This is a genomic window from Saccharopolyspora dendranthemae, assembly GCF_007829955.1.
Lineage (GTDB): Bacteria > Actinomycetota > Actinomycetes > Mycobacteriales > Pseudonocardiaceae > Saccharopolyspora > Saccharopolyspora dendranthemae.
The window spans coordinates 282,685-299,441 of sequence record NZ_VIWX01000002.1; the positions used below are offsets into that span (position 1 = coordinate 282,685).

A 16,757-nucleotide genomic window follows, 5' to 3' on the forward strand; every position below is an offset into this window, starting at 1 on the left:
TTCCTCCAGTGATCGCTCGGACCACAGTGCCACGCACGTCCAGCGGTTTTTCAGGATTCGTCCTCGCGAAGGATGATGACCGGGCAGTGCGCGTGGTGCACGACGTGCTGGCTGACCGAGCCGAGCAGCGCTGGGGCGAATCCGCCGTGACCCCGGGCGCCGACGGCGATGAGGGTCGCGTCGAACTCCTCGGCCGCGTCCAGCAGGGAGCGTGCCGCGTGACCTGCGGCGACCTCCTTGTGGATCTCGATGCCGGGCTCGTCTCCGAGCGCCTCGGTGATCTCGGCGTCCAGGCCGGCGGCGGTGCGCCGGGCGAAGTCGGCGCTGTCCGGGACCTCCCAGTTGTAGATCAACGGCATGTCCCAGGCCATCACCGCGATGATCGTGCCGCCGACGAGCTTCGCGTGCCACGCGCCCCAGCGCAACGCGGCGCGAGCGGCAGGCGAGCCGTCGACTCCGACGACCACGACGTGTTCGCGAGCTGCTTCTTCCATGCGGGCCTCCCGGCCCGGCGTACCCGCGCGGTGCGCCGGGGGAAACGGTCCGCCGGGGTGCGGCCGATCGGAGCACGAGGTTCCGCTGGTCGACGTTTTCCCAGGTCGCTGGCCGGGGTGCGCGGGGCGATCACACGGACGGGTTAGCCTGGTCGGGTTGTCTGAGCGGAAGGGCTACGTGTGACAGAGGTGGGCGCGCTGCTCGCCGGCCGGTACCGGCTGGAGCGGCGACTGGGCAGCGGCGGCATGGGCGTGGTGTGGCTGGCCACCGACGAGCTGCTGCAGCGCCCCGTCGCGGCCAAGCAGCTCAACGCCGCCGACGGCACCAACCAGGCCCTCGTCGAGGAGGCTCGGCAGCGGGCGATGCGCGAGGGCCGCATCGCCGCGCGCCTGCACCACCCGAACGCGGTCGCGGTGCACGACGTGATCGAGCAGGACGGCTTCCCGGTGCTGATCATGGAGTACCTGCCGTCCCGCAGCCTCGCCGAGGTGCTGGCGGAGAAGGGCCGCATGACGCCCGGTGCGGTGGCGAGCATGGGCGCGCAGGCCGCCGCGGCGCTCGACGCGGCGCACGCCGCCGGGATCACCCACCGGGACATGAAGCCGGGCAACATCCTGATCGGCGACGACGGCACCGCCAAGATCACCGATTTCGGCATCTCGCACGCCGCCGACGACGTGGCCGTGACCCGGACCGGGATCATCGCGGGCACCCCCGCCTACCTGTCTCCCGAGGTGGCTCGCGGTCACGCACCCACCCCCGCCTCCGACGTCTACTCGCTGGGGGCCACGCTCTACGCGGCCGTCGAGGGCGCTCCTCCCTTCGGGGACGACGCGGAGAACTCGATCGCGCTGCTCCACGAGGTCGCTGCGGGGGCGTTCCGGCCGCCGCAGCTGGCGGGTGTGCTGGCGCCCGTGCTGACCCGGATGCTGCACGTCGACCCCGCGCAGCGGCCCACCCCCGCGCAGGCGAGCGAGGCGCTGCGGGCCGTCGTCTCCGGCGCTCCGTCGCCGCTTCCACCGGCCCCCGTCCCGGACCACGCGCAGCCGACCGTTCCGGCCGCCGCGGTGGCCGGTCCGGCGCGGGAGAGCACGCGCCTCGACGGCCGTCCCGTGCCCGAGCCGGAGCCCGTTCGCTCGCGGCGGTGGATCTACCTGAGCGCGGGTGCGGCAGCTGTGGTGCTGGTCGCTCTGGCGTTCCTGCTTCCCACCCTCGGCCAGGAGGAGACCCCGCCGGAACCGGTGTTCGCGCCCGCCGAGCTCGAACGCGTCGTCTCCGACTACTACGCGCTGCTGCCCGAACACCCGGCGAACGCGTGGACGCGGTTGGGCGCGGGCATGCAGGCCCAGGGTCGCGAGGGGTACGAGGGCTTCTGGTCGAGCGTGTCCGAGGTGCGCATCGTCGAGCCGCCGGCGGTCGGCGCGCCCAACACCGTCCGGGTCGCCATCGAGCTCGTCATGCCCGGCGGCACTCGCATCACCGAACAGCACCAGCTGGGACTGCGCGGAGCGCGGCAGCCGCTGATCGAGTCCGACGCCGTCCTGAACTCCTCGACCAGCACACCACCTCCACCACCGCGTCCGGCGCCACCCGAGAAGGACACCCCCAAGCACCCTCCGGGCAAGCAGAAGGGACCGGGGTCAGAGCAGGGCCACAACGGGAACAAGGGCAAGGGCGAGGACGACTGACCGCCGGAGCCCACGAGGGGAAGGGGGAGTCGTGCGCACGCTGCTGGTGGACAACCACGACTCCTACACCTACAACCTGTTCCACCTGCTGGCCCGGGTCAACGGGTGCGAACCCCACGTGGTCACCAACGACACGGCGGAGACCGTCGATCTCGACGATTACGACAACATCGTCATCTCGCCGGGGCCCGGCACCCCGGAGCGGTCGCGGGACTTCGGCATCTCCGCCGGCGTCCTGGCCGCGGCCACCGTTCCGGTGCTGGGCGTGTGCCTGGGGCACCAGGGTCTCGCGGTGAGCGAGGGCGGGCGCATCGTGCCCGCCCCGGCAGCGCGGCACGGTCATCTGACTCGCGTCACCCACGACGGTGATGCGATGTTCGCCGGAATTCCGGCGGAGTTCGGGGCCGTGCGCTACCACTCGTTGTGCGTCGCCGAGCCGGTTCCGGAGGACCTGCTGGTCACGGCCAGGTCTGAGGACGGCGTGGTGATGGCGTTGCGGCACGAGCGGTTGCCGCGCTGGGGCGTGCAGTTCCACCCCGAGTCCGTCGAGTCCGAGCACGGCGAGCGGCTGCTGGCGAACTTCCGCGATCTGAGCACCGGGCGGAAACCCGCTCCGGTGCTGCCCAGGTCGTCGGCCGCGCCTGCGAAGCGCCGGTTCCGGGCCAACGTGGTGGAGCTGGGCGCCGAGGTCGACGCGGAATCTGCCTTCGCGCAGCTGTTCTCCGAGTCCGCCAACGCGTTCTGGCTCGACAGCTCGAAGGTCGAAGACGGCCTGTCGAGGTTCTCCTTCCTGGGCGATGATTCAGGACCGCTCAGCGAAACCCTCGTCTACCGGGTGGGTTCCGGTGATGAGCCGGTGCTGGACCGGTTGCAGCGGGAACTGCGACGCCGGGAGATCGAGGCGCCTCCGCTGCCGTTCGACTTCACCGGGGGCTACGTCGGGTACTTCGGGTACGAGCTCAAGGCCGACTGCGGATCGCCGAACCGGCACCGATCGCCGAGCCCGGACGCGGCGTGGATCTTCGCCGATCGCTTCCTCGCCGTAGACCACCAGGAGCAGCGCACCTACCTGGTGGCACTCAGCGAGGGGGCGGACCGCTCGGCCGCGGTCGACTGGCTCGCCGACACCGCCGCTCGGCTGTCCCGCGCTCCCCGGCTCGGCGACCCGGGTGAGGCGGGGGAGGGCTGCGTCGAACCCGCGCTGGCCCGCGACCGCGCCGAGTACGAACGCGACGTGCTGACCTGCCAACGACATCTGCTGGCGGGCGAGAGCTACGAGATCTGCCTGACCAACTCGGCGGACCTGCCCGCCACCGAACCCGCGCTGCGGACCTATCGCCGCTTGCGGCGCCGGAACCCCGCGCCCTACTCGGCTTTCCTGCGCGCCGGTGGTGTCGAGGTGGCGTGCTCCTCGCCGGAGCGCTTCCTCAAGGTCACCCCGGACCGGGTGGTGGAGGCCAAGCCGATCAAGGGCACGGCCGCGCGCGGGCAGGACGCCGAACAGGACGCCCGCATCCGGCGGGAGCTCGCCGCGGACGCCAAGACGCGGGCCGAGAACCTGATGATCGTCGACCTGATGCGCAACGACCTCGGCAGGGTGTGCGCGGTGGACACGGTCCACGTGCCCGAGCTGATGGCGGTGGAGACGTACGAGACGGTGCACCAGCTGGTGTCGACGATCCGCGGAGTCCTGCGGCCGGAGCAGGACGTGATCGACTGCGTGCGCGCCTGCTTCCCCGGCGGTTCCATGACCGGGGCGCCCAAACCCCGCACGCTGGAGATCATCTCGGCCATCGAGGATCGGGCGCGCGGCGTCTACTCCGGCGCGATCGGATACCTGGGCTGCTCGGGCGTTGCGGACCTCAACATCGTCATCCGCACCATGGTCCTGGCCGACGGGCGTTGGCAGGTCGGTGCCGGTGGCGCGATCGTGCTGGACTCCGATCCGGCAGCCGAGTTCGACGAGATGCTGCTCAAGGCCGCCGCGCCGACGCGGGCGCTGCGCTGGTCAGTCGGGAGCGCGCATGGCGGTGGCCAGCAGCGCGGCGGCGGGCCCGGTGAGCTGGAGGCCTGAGCGCCACACGGCGTGCAGCGGGCGGCGCAGGTCCAGTTCCGCGACCGGGACCTCCACCAGCCGGTTCTCGGCGAGGTCGGTCGCCACCGCGAGGGTGCTGAGCACCGCGGGGCCGGCGCCCGCGACCACCGCGTTGCGCACGGCCGTCGTGGAGCGCAGCTCCAGCAGGGGTGCGACCGCGGTGGCACCGACGGCGGCCAGCGCCCGGTGCAGCGTTTCCCGCGTGCCGGAGCCGTGCTCGCGCACGATCACCGGGGTCGCGGCCAGTTCGCTGGGCGTCAGCGGTCGCCGCAGGCGGGACCAGGGATGTCCGGGCGGGGCGATGACGACCATGCGGTCCCGGGCGACGTAGCGAGTCGAGACGCCCTCGGGCGGGTCGGGCGTCTCGATGAAGCCGAGGTCGGCGTGCCCGTGCCGGACCGCGTCGGCCACCGCCGCCGAGTTGGTGACGTCGAGCTCCAGGTGGACCTCGGGCAGCGCTTGCCGCAGCAGGCTGATCCAGCGCGGCACCAGGTACTCGGCGACGGTCATGCTCGCCGACACCCGCAGCTTTGACTCGTGCTGGGCCCGCAACGCCCGCACGCCGTTCATCAGGCCGTCCACGTGCGCGAGGACCTCTCGCGCCCAGCCGCACACCATCTCCCCGGCGGGCGTGGGTGCGCAGCCCTGCCGGGTGCGCTCCAGCAAGGACAGGCCGAGCTGCCGTTCTAGCCGGTTCAGGCGCTTGCTCGCCGAGGGCTGGCTGATGTGCAGCTCGGCTGCCGCCGCTCCGATGCTGCCCAGCTCGCTCACCAGCACCAGCAGGCGCAGCGATTCGGAGTCAGGTGCGGTCATGCCTGAAGCGTAGGTCCTGAGCGGCTCCGCTGGGCGATGGGCATTCCATTCGGCTATGACGACCCTCGTGGGTGACGGCTACCGAGTCGCGGTGGGGTCGGCGAGCCTGATCGGCATGAGGATCCTGACCGGCGTCGACGCTCGCCTCGCACCGGGACTCGCGCTCGCCGCGACCGCCGTCGCGGTGGCGATGGCGGTGTCGTCGCAGGTTCCGGCGCTGAGCGCGTTGACCATCGCGGTGGCGCTGGGCGTCGTGGTCGGGAACCTCCCGCGCTTGCCCGAACGGGTCCGGCCCGGCCTGGCGTGGGTGGCGCGCACGCCGCTGCGCGCGGGTGTGGTGCTGCTCGGGCTGCAGCTGAGCGCCGGTCAGATCCTCGGGCTGGGTGCGGGCACGGTGCTGGCCGTGCTGATCACGGTGATCGCGACCTTCGCGGGAACCCTGTGGCTGGGAAAGCTCCTGGGGGTGTCGAAGGGCTTGTCGTTGCTGGTGGCGACGGGGTTCTCGATCTGCGGGGCGTCCGCGGTGGCCGCGGTCGAGGGGGTCGTGGACCGGGAGGACGAGGACGTGGCCACCAGCGTGGCGATGGTGACGGTGTTCGGGACCATCGCGATGATCGCGCTGCCGGTGACCTTCTCCCAGACCGGCGTCGGCGGTGACCTCGCCGGCCGCATCGCGGGTGCGGGGGTGCACGAGGTGGCCCAGGTGGTGGCCGCGGCGTCTCCGCTGGGCGCTTCCGCGGTGGCTGTCGCGGTCGTGGTCAAGCTCAGCCGCGTCGTTCTGCTGGCACCGCTGGTGACCGCCGTCAGCCTGCTCCGGCGGCGGGACGACAGCGCGCTGCGTCCGCCGATCATGCCGCTGTTCGTGGTCGGGTTCCTCGTGACCGTCGCCCTGCGCAGCAGCGGGCAGCTGCCCGATTTCGTGCTCGACCTCGCCAAGCCGGTCGCCACGCTGCTGCTGACCGCCGCGCTCTTCGCGCTGGGCACGACGGTGCGCGTGGCCGCGCTGATGCGCACCGGGCCGCGCGCCTTCGCGCTGGGCACCTGCTCGACGATCCTGGTCACCGCGCTGGCCACCACGACCATGACGCTGCTGAGCTGAGGAGTTCCGCGCACCGGGAACGGGGGGAGCGGGTTCTGACGTCGTCCGCAGGGTGGGATGCCGGCTCCAGCTGTTGACACCCGTCTCGGGCGCTGATGGCATGAGCTCGTGCTCATCGCGGATCTGCTGACCAAGCGCCGCCACGTCGACCTCGTTCGCGTGGCCGCGCAGGCGTGTCGCGTCCGCTGAACGTCAGCGTTCTTCTTCTTTCTCTCTCCCACCTCATTCGGCGCAGCCGCGTTCGTCTCGTGCTGCCACGCGCCGTCTTTCGCTGCCCAGGTTCGAGGAGCACCAGATGGCAACGACTTCAACCACGTCCACCTCGGTGGCCGCCGTCCTGCGCGACGACGCCGAAGCGCTCGCGCAGGCCCGCCGGTTGGCCGCGTCCTTCGCGGTGGAAGCCGCCGACCGCGACCGGGACCGCCGGATCCCGCACGCCGAGCTCGACGAGCTGTCGGCCAGCGGCCTGCTCGCGGCCACCGTTCCCGCCGCTCACGGTGGTGCTGACATCACGACCCGCACGCTGCTGGAGGTGTTCCGGCTCCTGGCCAGCGCCGATCCCAGCATCGCGCAGATCCCGCAGAGCCACTTCGCCTACGTCAACGTGCTGCGCGAGAGCGCGACTCCCGAGCAGGAGCAGTTCTTCTTCGCGGAACTCCTGGCGGGCAAGCGGTTCGGCAACGCGCAGTCCGAAACCGGGAGCCGCACGGTGCAGGACGTCCAGACCCGGCTGCAGGACACCGGTGAAGGCGACTTCGTGCTCAACGGCCGGAAGGGCTACTCCACCGGCGCTCTGCTGGCGCACTGGATCCCAATGCTGGCCAAGGATGACGAGGACCGGCTCCAGGTCGCCTACGTGCCGCGCGACGCCGAGGGCGTCGAGGTGATCGACGACTGGGCGGGGATGGGCCAGCGGACCACCGCCAGCGGCACCGTCGTGCTCGACCGGGTGCGGGTGCCTGCGGACCGGATCGTCCCGCACCACTTGACCTTCGAGCGCCCGCAGCTGCACGGCGCGCTCGCCCAAGCCCTGCACGCGGCCATCGACGTCGGCATCGCGGCGGGAGCGTTGGACGAGGCCGCCGAATTCGTGCGCACCCGCAGCCGGCCGTGGGGCGAGGCGGGCGTGGACACCGCGGCTGAGGATCCGCTGACCATCCAGCGATTCGGCGACCTGGGCATCCGGCTGCGCGCGGCTGAAGCCCTGCTGGACGAGGCGGGCGCGGCGATCGACGCAGCCCGCGCGGACCTGACCGACGAATCCGCGGGGGCCGCTTCCATCGCCGTGGCCGCCGCGAAGGCGTTCGCCGACGGCACCGCCATCGAGCTGACCAACGCCCTGTTCGAGGTCTCCGGAGCGCGTTCCAGCCTCGATTCGGCGAACCTGCACCGCCATTGGCGCAACGCCCGGACCCACACCCTGCACGATCCGGTCCGCTGGAAGGTCCACCACGTCGGCCGCTACACCCTCAACGGCACCTTGCCGCCGCGTCACGGCCAGATCTGATCAGAGGAAACGAGGAACCCCATGCTGATCGAAGAGCAGGACGTCGCACTGTCGGCCGTCGCCGCAGGAGAGGCCGTCGTCGTGCACGGCGCCGGTGACGAAGGAGGTGTCGTCTTCGCGGCGGGACGCGCGGACGTGTCCAACACCGCGTTCGCCGTGCGGCACTCGTCGGGATTCCTGTGCGTGGCTCTGCCGGAGGAGCGCTGCGACGCCCTCGCCCTGCCCCCCATGTTGCCGCGTGCTCACCGAGACACCGGGGCCACGGTGTGCGTGACGGTGGACGCGAGCGTCGGTGTGAGCACCGGCATCTCGGCCGCCGATCGCGCCCGCGCCGCGCGGGTGCTCGCCGATCGCGACGCCGTGGCCGCGGACCTGACACGCCCCGGGCACCTGGTGCCCGTCGCGGTCGACCTGCAGCACCCGGTACCGAGCCTCGCGCAGGTGGCGCTGCGCCTGGTCACCTCGTCCGGGCACGCCCCCGCAGCCGTCTTCGCCCACCTGGTCAGCCCCGTCGACGAGACCCGGATGGCCACGGGGGAGGAGCTGCGCGCCTTCGCCGTCGACCACGGGCTCACGGCCGTCTCCGCCGCTGCTGTGGTGGACACGGCCGGTGGACGGCACGACGGCCTCACCGGCGTCGGCGCCCGGCCGGGTAGCTGACCCGCCCCCGAGAAGCCCGCTCGTAGCGGGACATCCCTCCTAGCGCACGTGGTGCACGTGCGTCGATTCCGCCTGTCCGATTCCGCTCGCATTGGAGCAATTCGCATGTCCGACAACGCACCGCTGAAGTTCGCCTACTGGGTCCCCAACGTCAGCGGGGGACTCGTCACCAGCAGCATCGAACAGCGCACCGAGTTCACCTACGACTACAACAGGAAGCTCGCCGTGCTCGCCGAGAACAGCGGGTTCGAGTACGCCCTGAGCCAGGTGCGCTACGCCTCCTCCTACGGTGCCGCGCAGCAGCACGACCCGGCGGCGTTCAGCCTCGGTCTGCTCACCGCCACCGAACGGCTGAAACTCATCGTCGCCGCCCACCCGGGTCTGTGGCACCCGGCGATCCTCGCGAAGTTCGGCATCACCGCCGACATCATCTCCGGCGGCCGGTTCGCGGTGAACATCGTCAGCGGCTGGTTCAAGGACGAGTTCACCGGCCTCGGCGAGCCCTGGCTCGAGCACGACGAGCGGTACCGCCGGACCGAGGAGTTCATCCGCGTCCTGCGCGGGCTGTGGACCGAGCCGAACTTCGAATTCCCCGGCGACTTCTACCAGATCCACGACTTCAGCCTCCGCCCGCAGCCGTTCGACGTGCCCGGGCGTCCGCACCCGGAGATCTTCCAGGGCGGGAACTCCACCGCCGCGCGCAAGCTCGCGGGACGGGTGTCGGACTGGTACTTCAGCAACGGCAAGGACTTCGACGGCTTTTCGGAGCAGGTGGCGGACGTCCGGGGCTTCGCCGCCGAGAACGACCACGCCGTGCGCTTCGGGCTCAACGGCTTCGTCATCGCCCGCGACACCGAGGCCGAGGCGCGCGACGTGCTGCGCGAGATCGTCGACAAGGCCGACGTCGGCGCCGTCGAGGGGTTCCGGAAATCCGTGCAGCAGGCCGGCAACGCCACCTCCGACGGCAAGGGCATGTGGGCGGACTCCGAGTTCGCCGACCTCGTCCAGTACAACGACGGCTTCCGCACCGGCCTGATCGGAACGCCCGAGCAGATCGCTCACCGGATCGTCGAGTACAAGAAGCGCGGAGCCGACCTGCTGCTGCTCGGGTTCCTGCACTACCTCGAGGACGTCGAGCACTTCGGCAAGAAGATCCTGCCGATCGTCCGCGAACTCGAAGCCGACCTCGACCGCACCGGTGACCCCATCGGTGTCGGCAACGCCCGCTGAGACCGGGCAATTCGCGCAACACCGAGAGAGGGAGACAACCGTGACCACAACCGAACAGCGCCGGTTCACCGATCGGCCCGACACCGCCCAGGGATGGTTGCAGCGCGCCCGCGAGGTCGCCGAAGTGCTCGCCCAGACCGCGGTCGCGCGTGACCGCGCCAACGAGACACCGCACGAGGAGGTGCGCCTGCTCAAGGAATCCGGGCTGGTGACGCTCCTCGGGCCCCGTGAGCACGGCGGTGCGGGCGAGACGTGGCAGACGGCCTACCGGGTGATCCGCGAGGTCGCCAAGGGCGACGGATCGATCGGCCAGCTGCTCGGGTACCACTACCTGTGGGCCTGGGCCGCGAGGCTCGTGGCGACCCCGGAGCAGATCACCGAGGTCGAAAGGCTCTACACCAGCAACGAGTTCTTCTTCGGCGGAGCGGTGAACCCGCGCGATGAGGATCTGGTCATCACCGACGAGGGGGACGCCCTCGTGTACCGGGGTCGCAAGTCGTTCTCCACCGGCGGCAAGGTGTCGGACCTGACGGTGCTGGAAGGCGTGCTGGAGGGCACCGACACGCACATCTTCGCGATCGTGCCCTCGCAGCAGGACGCCATCGTCTACGGCGACGACTGGAACAACCTCGGCCAGCGGCTCACCGAGTCCGGCAGCGTGGAGATCAACGGCGTCCGCGTGCCGTGGGAATCGGCGGCGGGATTCGTGGACAAGGAGTTCCAGCCGCTGACCTACAACACGCTCAACGTGCCCGCGATCCAGCTGGTGTTCACCAACTTCTACCTCGGGATCGCCCAGGGGGCCCTGGACGCGGGACTCTCCTACACCGCCGGCCACACCCGCGCCTGGCCCTACGGCGGCGACAACAAGGACTCCGCCGGTGAGGAGTTCTACCTCCTGGACGGGTACGGCGACCTGCAGGCAAAGCTGTGGGCGGCGGAAGCCCTGGTGGACAAGGCGGGAGAGGAGATCTCGGCGGTCCTGCACGCGGAGCGCGAAGCCCTCACCGAGCAGCAGCGCGGTGACGTGGCCGTGCGCATCGCGGCCGCCAAGCAGCGGGTCATCGACGTCGGCCTGGAGATCGCGAACCGGGTGTTCGAGCTGACCGGCGCTCGCGCGTCGTCGAACTCGGTGGGCCTGGACATCTACTGGCGGAACCTGCGCACCCACAGCCTGCACGACCCGGTGGCCTACAAGCGGGTGGAGGTGGGCCGCTACGCCCTCCTCGGTGAGATCCCCGAACCCACCTGGTACACCTGACCGACCCCGAGCAGCGGTGGTGGCCCCCGGTGGGCCACCACCCTCCCTCACCGCACCGATTCCCAGTTTTAGTCCAAACCGAGGACGCGGGTTCAAGCGGTCGTTGCAACTCCTGTTGTGTTGTAGGGAGTGTGCGCTGGTGGGTCGTCCGGTGGAGCCGCGTGAGGTGCGGGTGGTGTTTTGGGCTGGGGTGCGTGGTGGGTTGTCGTTGGGGGCGGCCAGTGCTGTGGCGGGTGTGTCGTTGACGTCGGGTAAGCGGTGGTTCACCCAGGCTGGCGGGGTGGTGGGTAATGGTGTGGGTGAGTGTTCGGGTCGGTTTTTGTCGTGTGCCGAGCGGGAGGAGATTGCCGTCCTGCGTGCGCAGGGGCATAGCCGGGCCGAGATCGCTCGCCGGTTGGGGCGGCATCGGTCCACGATCGGTCGTGAGCTGGACCGCAACACCACTGGTGAGCGTGGGTATCGGGCCAGTACCGCCCAGAGCGCGAGTCAGCGGCGTGCGCGGCGTCCGAAGACCGCGAAACTGGCTGCCGACACCGAGTTACGCGACCACGTTCAGCAGCGGCTGCGGCAGTGTTGGTCTCCGGAACAGATCAGTGCCAGGCTCGCCGAGGAGTTTCCCGACCGACCGGAGAAGCGGGTGTCGCACGAGTCGATCTATCAGTCTCTGTATGTGCAGGGCAGGGGCGCATTGCGCCGGGAGTTGGCCACGTGTCTGCGGACCGGCCGGGCGTTGCGCCGGCCACGGCGGATGCCCGATGCCCGGCGGGAACGCGTCGGCCGCATCCCCGACATGATCAGTATTTCCGAGCGGCCCGCGGAGGCCACCGACCGCGCGGTGCCCGGACATTGGGAAGGCGACCTGATCGCCGGTCAGGACAACGGCTCGGTGATCGGCACCCTGGTTGAGCGCTCCACCCGGTTCTGCATGCTGCTACACCTGCCCGAAGGCAAGGACGCTGAGCACGTCAAAAACCAGATGATCACCGCCATCCACACCCTGCCCACCCACTTGCGCAGGTCTCTGACCTGGGACCAGGGCAGCGAAATGGCCAGGCACACCGACATCACCCTGGCCACAGACCTCGATATCTACTTCTGCGACCCCCACAGCCCCTGGCAACGCGGCACCAACGAAAACACCAACGGCCTGCTCCGCCAGTACTTCCCCAAAGGCACCGACCTCTCCCGGCACAGCCCCGAACACCTCGCCGACGTCGCCACCGAACTCAACGGCCGCCCCCGCAAAACACTCGCCTGGCGCACCCCCGCCGAAGCACTCCACCAACTACTGTCCACACCAAACCAAGTTGCAACCACCGGTTGAAACCGCCGGACCTTCGGTGCCCGAAATGTCCACTCAGTTTGGACTAAAACTGGGACATGCCCGGGAAGTCACCCGCTCGCGCCGTGTTCCGCGACGGCGAGGAAGCGGTGTGGGACAGGTCATAGGCCGTGCGGGAACTGCTCGCGCCGCGCCTCCGACAACTGGAGCGTGAACTCGATCAGGAGAGGGAGTGCGGTGGTGGACGAGATCGGCGTGCTCGGGGCGGGCGGCGAAGGGCTGGCCGTCACCGCGTACCTGGCTTCCCAGGGGCATCGGGTGCGGTTGTGCACGCGAAACCCCGAGCGAGTGGCGGGAGTTCGGGATACGGGCGAGCTGCGGGCCACCGGTGAGCTGGTCGGCCGGTTCCCGGTCGCGCAGGTCGCCTCGGATCCTGCCGAGCTCGCCCGGCGCTGCCGGATCGTGGTGGTCGCCGCGATCACCACCGCTTACCCGGACATCGCGGACTCGCTGGCCGCGCACCTCGACGAAGAGCACGTCGTCGTGCTGTTCTCGGGAAAGCTCTGCGGCAGTGCCGAATTCGCCGCGCACCTCCGCAGGGGAGGGGCGCCGGAGGTGGACGTGGTGGAGACCGACGCGCTGTTCGCCGCCCGCCCCGACGGGGATGACGGCGTGCGGGTCCTCGGCACGAAGCGGTGGAACCTGGTCTCCGGCGCCACGCCCGGTGCGGTCGAACGCAGGGCTCCGGTGATCCGGGAGTGGTTCCCGTGGCTGGAGTCCGCCACCAACCTTGTCCACAGAGGACTCACCGACTTCGGTGCCGTCGCTCACGCTCCGATCGCGCTGGCCAACCTCGGCACCATCGACCGCGGCGAGGAGCTGCTGTTCTACCTCGACGGCGTCTCCGACCGCACCGTCGCGCTGCTGCGCGAGGTCGAGCAGGAGTTCCGCGAGGTCGCCGCCGCCTACGGTGCCGAGCTGATGCCGATGCCCGAAGTCCTCGACCGCTACTACGGCTGCACGACCACGAGCCTGCTGGCGGCGATGCGCAGCGCCGAGCCGTACAAGGCCATCCTCGCGCCCGAATCGCTGGACCACCGGTTCCTGCACGAGGACATCGCCTCCACGCTGGTCCCGCTGGAAGCGCTCGCCGCCAAGGCGGGGATCGACACGCCGATGGTCGGCTCGATCATCACCGTCATGTCCACCTTGTCCGGGAAGTCCTTCCGCCGCAGCGGAAGGACCCTGGAACGGCTCGGCTGGGCGGACCTGGACCACCAGGAGATCCGCCGGCTGCTCACACCTGCGAGAAGCGGCGACGCTCGAACTTCGCCGCCAGCGCGGGGTAGAGCCGTGGCAGCAGTCTGACCATCAGATCCACCAGCTTCGCGTCGTTGCCGACGAGCACCCGCTCCTCCCCGGCCTCGACGCCGTCGACGACGATGCGGGCGGCCTGCTGCGGCGGCATCTTCAGCAGCTTCTCGTTGTAGGTGCGCACCCGCGCCTCCTCCTCGGCGCTGACCGCGCCGCGCTCCCGCGCGTCCTGCAGGCCCGCGGAGGCGATGTTGGTGCGCACCCCGCCGGGGTGCACCACCGTCACCCGCACCGGGTGCCCGGCCAGCAGCATCTCGCCGCGCAGGCTCTCGGTGAACCCGCGGACGCCGAACTTGCTGGCGCAGTAGGCGGTGCTGCGCGGCTGGCCCATGATGCCGTTGAGGCTGGACACGTTCACCACGTGACCGTCACCGGAGGCGATCAGGTGCGGCAGGAACGCCTTGCTGCCGTGGATCACGCCGAACAGGTTGACCCCGAGCACCCGCTCGTAGGTCTCCCAATCGTTGTCGGCGACCGTCCCGCCCGCCGCGATGCCCGCGTTGTTGTAGACCTGGTGCACGACGCCGAAGTGCGATGCCACCGACGCCGCGTAGGACTGCACCGCTTGCCGGTCGCTGACGTCCAGCCGCGCCGAGTGCGGTTCCGCACCAAGAGCTTCGAGCCGGGCGACGGTGTCGGCGAGTCCGGATTCGTCCACATCGGACACCGCGAGCCGGGCGCCCCTGCGGCACAGCTCGAAGGCCACCGCGCGCCCGATTCCGGAACCGGCACCGGTGACGACGGCGACCTTGCCACGGACCTCGCTCATCGAGTCGATCCCTCCTCCGCCGACGTGCGGATGTGCTCGCTGGTCATCGTCACCAACCGGTCGATCAGGTCGGGCGCGATGTGATGCCCCATGCCGTCGATCTCGACGTAGTGCGCGCCCGGGATCGCCGCGGCGGTCGCGCGGCCACCGCTGACGTGGACCATGCGGTCGGTGGAACCGTGGACGACCAGGGTCGGCGCGGTGATCCGCCGCAGCTCGGCCGTGCGGTCGCCGCTGGCGTGGATCGCGCCGATCTGTCGGGGCCTGCCCTCCTTCGCGCGGGCACCGCCGCCGCGCTCCCACAGGCCGGCCGCCCAGGCGCGCTCCAGGTCGTCGTCCGGCGGGAACGACGCCGACCCGATGTGCCGCAGCATCCACAGGTGCCGCTCGACGGAGGCCTCGACCGTGTGGGTCGGGCCCTTGGCCATCCGCACCAGCGTCGATCGTGCGGGCTGGCCGACCTGGCGGCCTCCCGTGGTGGAGAAGATCGAGGTCAGCGACCCGGTGCGATCGGGGTGCCGGGCGGCGATCGTCTGGGCGATCATGCCGCCCATCGACATCCCCACCAGCTCGACCCGCTTGAGCCCGAGGTGGTCGAGCAACCCGACGGTGTCGGCCGCCATGTCACCGAGGTCGTAGGTGTCCGGCCGGGGTCGGGCGAACAGCTGGCGCAGCCTGCCGGGCGGGGGCGCGTCGATGCGCGACGAGCAGCCGGCATCGCGGTTGTCCAGGCGCACCACCTGGAAACCGCGTTCGGTGAACCCGTCGACCAGGCGCTGCGGCCACGACGTCAGATCCAGCCCCAGCCCAGCGATCAGCACCAGCGGAGTGCCGTCGGCCGGACCGTCGAGGCGGTAGCAGATCCGGGGTCCTGCGGGCAGGTCGACGAACCGGTCCTCGCTCACCTGGCCACCTCCACTCGGGCGTTGACGCGGGAGAACCGCAGTTCGGGATCGGTGACGTCGTCCGCCCGCAGCAGCTTGACGTCGGAGTGGTAGCTCAGCGAGGTCAGCCACGGCATCCGGTCGCCCTGCTTGGGCAGCTGGTCCACCGCGCGCTGGATGTAACCGGCGCCGAAGTCCAGGAACGGCCGCTGGGGCATCTCCGGATCGTTCGGGACCGGGCGGCAGACGTCCAGCCCGTAGCGGTCCATGTGGGTCAGCAGGCGGCAGAAGTGCTCGCACAGCAACCCGATCTTCAAGGTCCACGACGAGTTCGTGTACCCGATCGCGAAGGCCAGGTTCGGCACACCGGAGAGCATCATGCCCTTGTAGGCGATCGTGTCCGGCAGGTGCACCGGCTGGCCGTCGACCACCAGGGGCACGCCGCCGAAGGGCTGAACGTTGAGTCCGGTGGCGGTGATGATGATGTCCGCCTCGAGCTCAGCGCCGGAGGCCAGCCGCACGCCCCGCTCGGTGAAGGTCTCGATCTGGTCGGTCACCACCGAGGCGTCGCCCCGCCGGATCACCTTGAACAGGTCGCCGTCGGGGACCGCGCACAGGCGCTGGTCCCACGGGTCGTAGGGCGGGTTGAAGTGCGTGTCGACCGGATAGCCCTCGGGCAGCGCCTTGATGTTGACGTAGCGGATCAGCTTGCGCGCTGCCTTCGGGAAGCGCTGGCAGAAGCTCCAGATCAGCCGCTGCTGCAGGATGTTCTTGCGCCGCGCGATCGCGTAGCCGCGTTCGGGGCCGAACAGCTTGCCCGCGATGTTGGCGACGGCGTCCTTCTTCGGGACCGGCATGACGTAGGTCGGCGTGCGCTGCAGCATCGTCACGTGCGATGCGGTGTCGGCCATCGCGGGGACGATGGTCACGGCCGTCGCGCCGCTGCCGATCACCAGCACCTTCTTGCCCGCGTGGTCCAGGTCCTCCGGCCAGTGCTGCGGGTGGACGATCGGGCCGCCGAAGCGCTCCCTGCCCTCGAAGTGCGGGGTGAAGCCCTCGTCGTAGCGGTAGTAGCCTCCCGCGCTGAAGATCCAGCGGGCGCTGAGCTGGTGGCGCGCACCGGTGTCCGGGTTCTCGACGTCGACCCGCCAGCGCGCCTGCTCCGACGACCACTGCGCGCCCACGACCTTGTGCTGGAAGCGGATGTGGGCTTCGAGGTCGTTCTCGGCGATGGTCTCGCGCAGGTAGTGCAGGATGCGCGGCGCCGAGGCGATCGACTCCTCGTCCCGCCACGGCTTGAACTCGTAGCCGAAGGTGTGCAGGTCGGAGTCGGAGCGGATGCCCGGGTACCGGAAGAGGTCCCACGTCCCGCCGGAAGCGGCGCGCGCCTCCAGGATGGCGAAGGACTTCGCCGGGTGGGAGGTCTTGAGGTAGCGGCCTGCGCCGATACCGGAGATGCCGGCCCCGACGACCAGGACGTCGAGGTGCTCGACCGGGGTTTCGGTGGTGGTCACGGTGATGCTCCCCGCCTGCCGACTGCTGTTCTCCGCAGCATGCCCGTCGACGGCGGAGTTGCGCCACAGCGACATGCACCAGCATC

At 70.5% G+C, this 16,757-nt stretch carries 15 protein-coding genes; 10 read left to right on the top strand and 5 right to left on the bottom strand.

Annotated features, from left to right (window positions below; genetic code table 11):
• Window positions 1-50 precede the first annotated feature (50 nt).
• Complete coding sequence (locus FHU35_RS10250; RefSeq protein WP_145738273.1) at window positions 51-494, bottom strand: universal stress protein; 444 nt, start codon at window positions 492-494, stop codon at window positions 51-53.
• Between the two features lie 180 nt (window positions 495-674).
• On the opposite strand from FHU35_RS10250, the gene FHU35_RS10255 reads away from it, so the two are divergent.
• A complete protein-coding gene (locus tag FHU35_RS10255) occupies window positions 675-2,183 on the top strand; it encodes a serine/threonine-protein kinase (RefSeq protein WP_246110219.1) in 1,509 nt (502 codons plus the stop codon).
• A 31-nt stretch (window positions 2,184-2,214) separates the two neighbouring features.
• Window positions 2,215-4,257: an aminodeoxychorismate synthase component I gene (gene pabB / locus FHU35_RS10260; RefSeq protein WP_145738274.1), complete on the top strand. Its 2,043-nt coding sequence runs from the start codon at window positions 2,215-2,217 to the stop codon at window positions 4,255-4,257.
• On the opposite strand, the gene FHU35_RS10265 is transcribed toward pabB, so the two are convergent.
• Window positions 4,192-5,091: a LysR family transcriptional regulator gene (locus tag FHU35_RS10265; protein ID WP_145738275.1), complete on the bottom strand. Its 900-nt coding sequence runs from the start codon at window positions 5,089-5,091 to the stop codon at window positions 4,192-4,194. The genes pabB and FHU35_RS10265 overlap by 66 nt on opposite strands.
• Window positions 5,092-5,206: 115 nt before the next feature.
• Here FHU35_RS10265 and FHU35_RS10270 point away from each other — a divergent pair, with 115 nt between their 5' ends.
• From FHU35_RS10270 to FHU35_RS10300, 8 genes are all read left to right on the top strand, one after another.
• Complete coding sequence (locus FHU35_RS10270; protein WP_145739861.1) at window positions 5,207-6,190, top strand: YeiH family protein; 984 nt, start codon at window positions 5,207-5,209, stop codon at window positions 6,188-6,190.
• A 108-nt stretch (window positions 6,191-6,298) separates the two neighbouring features.
• Window positions 6,299-6,379, top strand: a complete 81-nt coding sequence (locus tag FHU35_RS30400; RefSeq protein WP_425474135.1) for a putative leader peptide — start codon at window positions 6,299-6,301, stop codon at window positions 6,377-6,379.
• A 106-nt stretch (window positions 6,380-6,485) separates the two neighbouring features.
• A complete protein-coding gene (locus FHU35_RS10275) occupies window positions 6,486-7,697 on the top strand; it encodes an SfnB family sulfur acquisition oxidoreductase (RefSeq protein ID WP_145738276.1) in 1,212 nt (403 codons plus the stop codon).
• A gap of 21 nt (window positions 7,698-7,718) precedes the next feature.
• Window positions 7,719-8,357 (top strand): 3,4-dihydroxy-2-butanone-4-phosphate synthase, encoded by a 639-nt coding sequence (locus FHU35_RS10280; protein ID WP_145738277.1) that lies wholly within the window; start codon window positions 7,719-7,721, stop codon window positions 8,355-8,357.
• 105 nt (window positions 8,358-8,462) lie between these two features.
• A complete protein-coding gene (sfnG, locus tag FHU35_RS10285; protein WP_145738278.1) occupies window positions 8,463-9,587 on the top strand; it encodes a dimethylsulfone monooxygenase SfnG in 1,125 nt (374 codons plus the stop codon).
• Between the two features lie 40 nt (window positions 9,588-9,627).
• Window positions 9,628-10,848 carry an acyl-CoA dehydrogenase family protein gene (locus tag FHU35_RS10290; RefSeq protein WP_145738279.1) on the top strand — a complete coding sequence of 407 codons (1,221 nt, stop codon included), beginning with the start codon at window positions 9,628-9,630 and terminating at the stop codon, window positions 10,846-10,848.
• 103 nt (window positions 10,849-10,951) lie between these two features.
• Complete coding sequence (locus FHU35_RS10295) at window positions 10,952-12,172, top strand: IS30 family transposase (protein ID WP_186459227.1); 1,221 nt, start codon at window positions 10,952-10,954, stop codon at window positions 12,170-12,172.
• 198 nt (window positions 12,173-12,370) lie between these two features.
• Complete coding sequence (locus FHU35_RS10300; RefSeq protein WP_145738280.1) at window positions 12,371-13,498, top strand: NAD/NADP octopine/nopaline dehydrogenase family protein; 1,128 nt, start codon at window positions 12,371-12,373, stop codon at window positions 13,496-13,498.
• Here FHU35_RS10300 and FHU35_RS10305 read toward each other — a convergent pair.
• The 3 genes from FHU35_RS10305 to FHU35_RS10315 are packed head-to-tail and all read right to left on the bottom strand — an operon-like array spanning window position 13,428 to window position 16,746.
• Window positions 13,428-14,273 (bottom strand): SDR family NAD(P)-dependent oxidoreductase, encoded by an 846-nt coding sequence (locus tag FHU35_RS10305; RefSeq protein ID WP_145738281.1) that lies wholly within the window; start codon window positions 14,271-14,273, stop codon window positions 13,428-13,430. The two genes, FHU35_RS10300 and FHU35_RS10305, sit on opposite strands and share 71 nt — an antisense overlap.
• Window positions 14,270-15,178, bottom strand: coding sequence for an alpha/beta fold hydrolase (locus FHU35_RS10310; RefSeq protein ID WP_145738282.1), 909 nt, complete (start codon window positions 15,176-15,178; stop codon window positions 14,270-14,272). The genes FHU35_RS10305 and FHU35_RS10310 overlap by 4 nt, the downstream gene beginning before the upstream one ends.
• Entirely contained in the window at window positions 15,175-16,746 is a 1,572-nt protein-coding gene (locus FHU35_RS10315) for a flavin-containing monooxygenase (RefSeq protein ID WP_145738283.1), read from the bottom strand. Before FHU35_RS10315 ends, FHU35_RS10310 begins: the two co-directional genes overlap by 4 nt.
• Window positions 16,747-16,757: the final 11 nt, after the last annotated feature.